We start from the raw sequence: 5382 nt of genomic DNA, 5'->3' as shown, positions 1-5382 counted from the left end.
ACGCGCGGGGCTGGCGCGGGGTCTGCCCCGCGCCGCAGCCGCGCCCGCGCGGGGCCCGCCCGCCCGCCGTCGGCCGCTGGGCCGAACGGGCGCCCCTGCGAGCGGGCTGGGCCGTAGGTCACCGCGCCGGATGGGGCGGGCTGCCTAGCGTGGAGGACGACAGCAACGTCGCTCTCACCCGGGGGACCGTCAGGTGAACCCACATCAGGACCAGCACCCCATCCCGTCGCGCCCCTTCGGGTACCCCTGGCACCCGAGGCCGGACCGGCCCCCGCTGCACGCGGTCGCCGCACTGTCCGCACTCGCGGCGCTGCTCAGCCTCACCGGCTGCGCGGCCTCGGGGGAGGGCTCGGCCGGCAAGGGCTCGTCCGGCGGTGAGGTGAGCCTCGTGCTGCCGGACCTGTCCGCGGTCACCGTCGCCGGCGGTGTCACCGGCCGGGTGCTGCTGCTGTGCGGCCTCGTCGTCTGCCTGCTCGGCCTGGGGTTCGGCGTGCAGGTGTTCGTCCAGCTGCGCCGGCTGCCCGTGCACCGTTCGATGCGCGAGGTCTCCGAGCTCATCTACGCCACGTGCAAGCAGTACCTGCTGCGCCAGGGACGGTTCCTGCTCACGTTGTGGGTGTTCATCGGCGCGGTCATCGTCGTCTACTACCGGGTGCTCGTCGGGCTGCCGTGGGGGCGGGTGGCCGTCATCATGGCGTTCTCGCTGCTCGGCATGGGTGGGTCGTACGCCGTGGCCTGGTTCGGCATCCGGGTCAACACGTTCGCCAACTCCCGCACGGCGTTCGCAGCCCTGGGCGGCAAGCCGCTGCCGGTGCACCGCATCCCGATGCGCTCGGGCATGTCGATCGGCATGGTGCTCATCAGCCTCGAGCTGTTCATGATGCTCACCATCCTGCTGTTCCTGCCCGCCGACCTGGCCGGGGCCTGCTTCATCGGCTTCGCCATCGGGGAGTCGCTGGGGGCGGCCGCGCTGCGCATCGCCGGCGGGATCTTCACCAAGATCGCCGACATCGGCTCCGACCTCATGAAGATCGTGTTCAAGATCAAGGAGGACGACCCGCGCAACCCCGGCGTCATCGCCGACTGCACGGGTGACAACGCGGGCGACTCGGTGGGCCCGTCCGCCGACGGCTTCGAGACCTACGGCGTCACCGGCGTCGCGCTCATCACCTTCCTGCTGCTGGGCGTGCCCGACCCGGTGGTGCAGGCCACGCTGCTCATCTGGATCTTCGCGGTGCGCGCCGTCATGCTCGTCGCCTCGGCCGCGTCCTACCTGGTCAACGACGCGCTGGTGCGACGTCGCTACGCCGGCGCCGCCCGGATGAACTTCGAGACGCCGCTCACCCAGCTCGTCTGGCTGACCTCGGTGACCTCGATCGTGCTCACCTACGCCACGAGCGCCTGGGTGCTCGGCGGCCTCGGCGGGGACGGGGCCGGTCTGTGGTGGAAGCTCGCGACCATCGTGTCCTGCGGCACCCTGGCCGGCGCGCTCATCCCCGAGCTGGTCAAGGTGTTCACCTCGACCTCGTCGAAGCACGTGCGTGAGGTGGTCAAGTCCAGCCGGGCCGGCGGTCCGTCGCTCAACATCCTGTCCGGGCTGGTCGCGGGCAACTTCTCGGCCTACTGGCTGGGCATGACGATCGTCGCGCTCATGGGCGGTGCGTACCTGGTGAGCACCCTCGGCATGGGTGCGGTGATGACCGCCCCGGCGGTGTTCGCGTTCGGCCTGGTCGCGTTCGGGTTCCTCGGGATGGGGCCGGTGACCATCGCCGTCGACTCCTACGGCCCGGTCACCGACAACGCGCAGAGCGTCTACGAGTTGTCGCTCATCGAGGACGAGCCGGACATCGACACCCGGCTGCGCGAGGACTTCGGCATCGAACCGGCCTGGACCGCCGCCAAGCTCATGCTCGAGGAGAACGACGGCGCCGGGAACACCTTCAAGGCCACCGCCAAGCCGGTGCTCATCGGCACGGCCGTCGTCGGGGCCACCACGATGATCTTCTCGATCATCATGGCGCTCACCGACGGGCTCACCACCGATGTGCAGAACCTGTCGCTGCTGCACCCGCCGTTCCTGCTCGGCCTGGTCACCGGCGGGGCGATGATCTACTGGTTCACCGGCGCCTCGATCCAGGCCGTCACCACCGGCGCCTACCGCGCGGTGGAGTACATCAAGGAGCACATCGAGCTCGACGACGGGGCGACCCGCGCCAGCGAGGCGGACTCGCGCAAGGTCGTCGACATCTGCACGCAGTACGCCCAGCAGGGCATGCTCACGATGTTCCTCGCGGTGTTCTTCGCGACCCTGGCATTCGCGTTCGTCGAGCCGTACTTCTTCATCGGCTACCTCATCTCGATCGCGGTCTTCGGGCTCTACCAGGCGATCTTCATGGCCAACGCCGGTGGCGCCTGGGACAACGCCAAGAAGGTGGTCGAGGTCGACCTGCACGCCAAGGGCACGGCGCTGCACGACGCGACGATCGTCGGCGACACCGTGGGCGACCCATACAAGGACACCTCGTCGGTGGCCCTCAACCCGGTCATCAAGTTCACGACGCTGTTCGGCCTGCTCGCCGTCGAGCTGGCGGTCAGCCTGTCCGACGACGGGTACGGCACGGTCGTGGCGGTGCTGGCCGCGGTGTTCTTCGCCGTGTCGGTGTTCTTCGTGCACCGCTCCTTCTACGGGATGCGGATCCGCTCGGCCGTCGGTGACGACGGCATCCCGGCCGAACCCGCCGAACCCGACGACGGCGGGGCCGCGGGCGTCCGGCGGGGGCTGCCGCAGCCGGTCGCGTCGGTGGTGCCGGAACCGGCACGGCCGGACGGCGGGTCGACGGTGGCCGCAGCACCCGTCGGTCCGCCCGCCCCTCCTGGTGCCGCGGACGCCGCGGGCGACCCGGACGCCCTCGCACAGGCGGGTGACCTGCGATGAGGCGGCTGGCGGTCAAGTGGGACGGCGCCCGGGTCGACGCCGACGGGCACGTGAGCGGGCACGACGCCGGTGCCACGCTCGTGCGGCGGCTGCTGCACCTGTCCGACGCCCCGCTGCTCATCGGGCCCGGTCCGCGACGCTGCCAGGGGTTCGACCTCGTGCCGCTGGAGTTCGTCGACGGCGAGGGCACCGTCGTGGTCAACCTCGACGTGCTCGACTCCACCGAGATCTGGCGCACGCTGCGCGAACGGTGCCCGGACCCGGCGGTGATGAACTTCCAGTGGGGTCCCACGACGAGCTACGCCGACCGCGTCCCGCAGCTGGCGGAGGCGTTGTCGTTCGGGCTGTTCCCCACCTTCGCCAACTCCGAGCGCACCGCGCAGGAGGTGCGTGAGGTCGTCGGCCGCTGGACGGTGCCACCGGTCGCCGAGAAGGCGCGGATCGCGTGGGTCAACCTCGGCTTCCGTGTCGAGCACGTGCAGCCGCGGCGCGAGACGCCCGAGCCCGTCGTGCTCTACCCGGCGATCTACCTGTCCGAGCGCAAGCAGCCGCGGCTGTTCCTCGACGTCGTCGAACGGGTGCACGCGCAGGTGCCGATCCGGGTGGTGATGCGGCTGCACGAGTCGCACCTGGTGAGCGAGCTGGCGATGCACATCTCGCAGAAAGACTGGGTGTGGGTGGGGCCGCTCACCGCGACCCGGGTGTCCTACTGGGAGGGGCTGGCCGGGACCACCGCGTTCCTGGCCACCGCGACCGAGGAGTCCTACGGGCTGGAGTACGTCGAGGCGCTCGCCGCCGGGGTGATCGGCATCCTGCCCGACGTGCCGTGGGCGCACGCGCTCGTGCCCGACGGCTACCCGTACTTCTGGCGCACCCCCGCCCAGGCCGAGGAGCTGCTGCTGCGTGCCGTGCGCGACCCGCAGGCCTGCCAGGCCGAGCTGGACGCCGTGGTCGGCGGCAGCTTCACCGCCTGGGTCGCCGCCAAGCACGACGACCACTCCTTCGAGCACGTCTTCCTCGCCCAGCTGCACGAGTGGTTCGACTGACCGCACCCGGGGTGCCGTGCCATACCCCTCGGGGGTCCCGCGGCTCCGGCTCCGGGGTCGTTCGGGGTGCTCCCTGATGTGCGACGGCGGGTGCGGCGGCAGGCTGGAGCCATGAGCTATCAGGAGCCGTTGGGCCGTGCCGGGTACATCCGTCCGCAGCAGGGACGCCTCATCGCCGGGGTGTGCGCGGGGATCGCGCGGCGGTGGGGGATGACCCCGTGGACCGCACGGGTGCTCTTCCTGCTGCTCGCGCTGCTGCCGGGGCCGATCCTCGTGATCTACGTGCTGGCGTGGATCTTCATGCCCGCCGAGTCGGCGGTGTGGCGCCCCGAGCCGCCGCAGCCGTGAGCGTGCGGCGCGCCCAGGACGCGGCACCGGGCCGGTGCTCCCAGGGGGTCGCCGCCGGGTGAGTGCACGGCGGGCGGCGGGTGAGCCCGGCGTGACGGGCGGCGCGACTGCCCCACAAGGGGCACCCTTGGTGACCATGGGCCAGCTCGAGGACCTGAGCGCACGACGACGTGCCGCGTCGTCGGCGGTCGAGGACGACCTCGTCCTGCCCCCGGACCGCGCCGCCGCCCGGGTGGCCCGGCACTGGGTGATGTGCACGCTCGGGGCCGCCGGGCTGGGCGGTGCCGGCAACCAGGTGGTGGAGCTGCTCACCGCAGAGCTCGTGGCCGAGGCGCTGCAGCGTCAGCCCTCCCAGGTGCACGTGCACACCCGGTTCGACGGCGTCGTCGCCCGGGTCGAGGTGCACGACGACGCCCCTGCGCACCCGGTCGTCGAACCCCCGCGCGCCTGGGCCGTGGTCGAGGCGATGGCCGCGTCGTGGGGCTGTCTGGACGGTCCGCAGCTGGCCGGCCGGACCGTCTGGTTCGAGGTCCCGGCAGACCTCTGAGGTGCGCACCCGCGGGTTTCGTCAGTACGTTCGTCGTCTGACGTGGTGGCATCGACCGAGCACAGGCACCGCGTCGGCGCCGACGGGCGAGGTCGTGACAGCCGTCGGCCCAGGTGACAAGGAAGGCGGACCATGACGGAGGTCAACCCCGGCAGCGGGACGACGACGGCGGCAGCGGGCGGCATGCCCACGGTGGTCGCGGAGGTGCGCGCGGACGGCACGGGTTTCCTCGCGGTCGACGGCGTGCGGCACGACATCGTCGGCGACGGCATGGACGCGGTCGGTCAGCAGATCACGCAGCGGATCGCGGCGGTCGCGGCCCGGCTCGGCGTCCCGGTGCCGGCCGAGGTGCGCGACCCCGACGGGCTGTGGGTGCTCCTCGTGCACCCCGACGGACGGGTCGGTGAGGCGCCGTCCGAGGTGGCAGGTCAGCCACGGCCCGGTGCGGGGGACACCGCCGGGCTGCGCAGCACGTTCGCGGGCACCGCGGCCGCACCGCGTCCGAC

Annotated in this window: 4 protein-coding genes and 1 pseudogene; all 5 read left to right on the top strand. The window is 72.1% G+C overall.

From position 1 onward, the window contains the following. Positions 1–193 precede the first annotated feature (193 nt). A complete protein-coding gene (locus F2B26_RS14305) occupies positions 194–2935 on the top strand; it encodes a sodium-translocating pyrophosphatase (protein ID WP_268891111.1) in 2742 nt (913 codons plus the stop codon). Further along, entirely contained in the window at positions 2932–3981 is a 1050-nt protein-coding gene (locus F2B26_RS14300) for a glycosyltransferase family protein (RefSeq protein WP_159810507.1), read from the top strand. Before F2B26_RS14305 ends, F2B26_RS14300 begins: the two co-directional genes overlap by 4 nt. A 111-nt stretch (positions 3982–4092) precedes the next feature. Then, a complete protein-coding gene (locus tag F2B26_RS14295; RefSeq protein WP_159810505.1) occupies positions 4093–4329 on the top strand; it encodes a PspC domain-containing protein in 237 nt (78 codons plus the stop codon). 136 nt (positions 4330–4465) lie between these two features. Beyond that, on the top strand, positions 4466–4876 hold the full coding sequence (locus F2B26_RS14290) for an ATP-binding protein (protein ID WP_159810503.1): 411 nt from the start codon (positions 4466–4468) through the stop codon (positions 4874–4876). Between the two features lie 132 nt (positions 4877–5008). After that, a pseudogene (locus F2B26_RS14285) lies at positions 5009–5382 on the top strand (chromosome partitioning protein); the annotation flags it as partial.

The sequence above is a fragment of the Cellulomonas citrea genome, assembly GCF_009829685.1.
In the GTDB taxonomy this organism is placed as follows: Bacteria; Actinomycetota; Actinomycetes; order Actinomycetales; family Cellulomonadaceae; genus Cellulomonas; species Cellulomonas citrea.
Note: the sequence above shows the minus strand (reverse complement) of the source record. Positions and strands in the feature narration are given on the sequence as shown.

Coding starts and splice junctions, on each gene's coding strand:
- F2B26_RS14295 (WP_159810505.1), top strand. CDS start 4,093: ATGAGCTATCAGGAGCCGTTGGGCCGTGCCGGGTACATCCGTCCGCAG.
- F2B26_RS14290 (WP_159810503.1), top strand. CDS start 4,466: ATGGGCCAGCTCGAGGACCTGAGCGCACGACGACGTGCCGCGTCGTCG.
- F2B26_RS14300 (WP_159810507.1), top strand. CDS start 2,932: ATGAGGCGGCTGGCGGTCAAGTGGGACGGCGCCCGGGTCGACGCCGAC.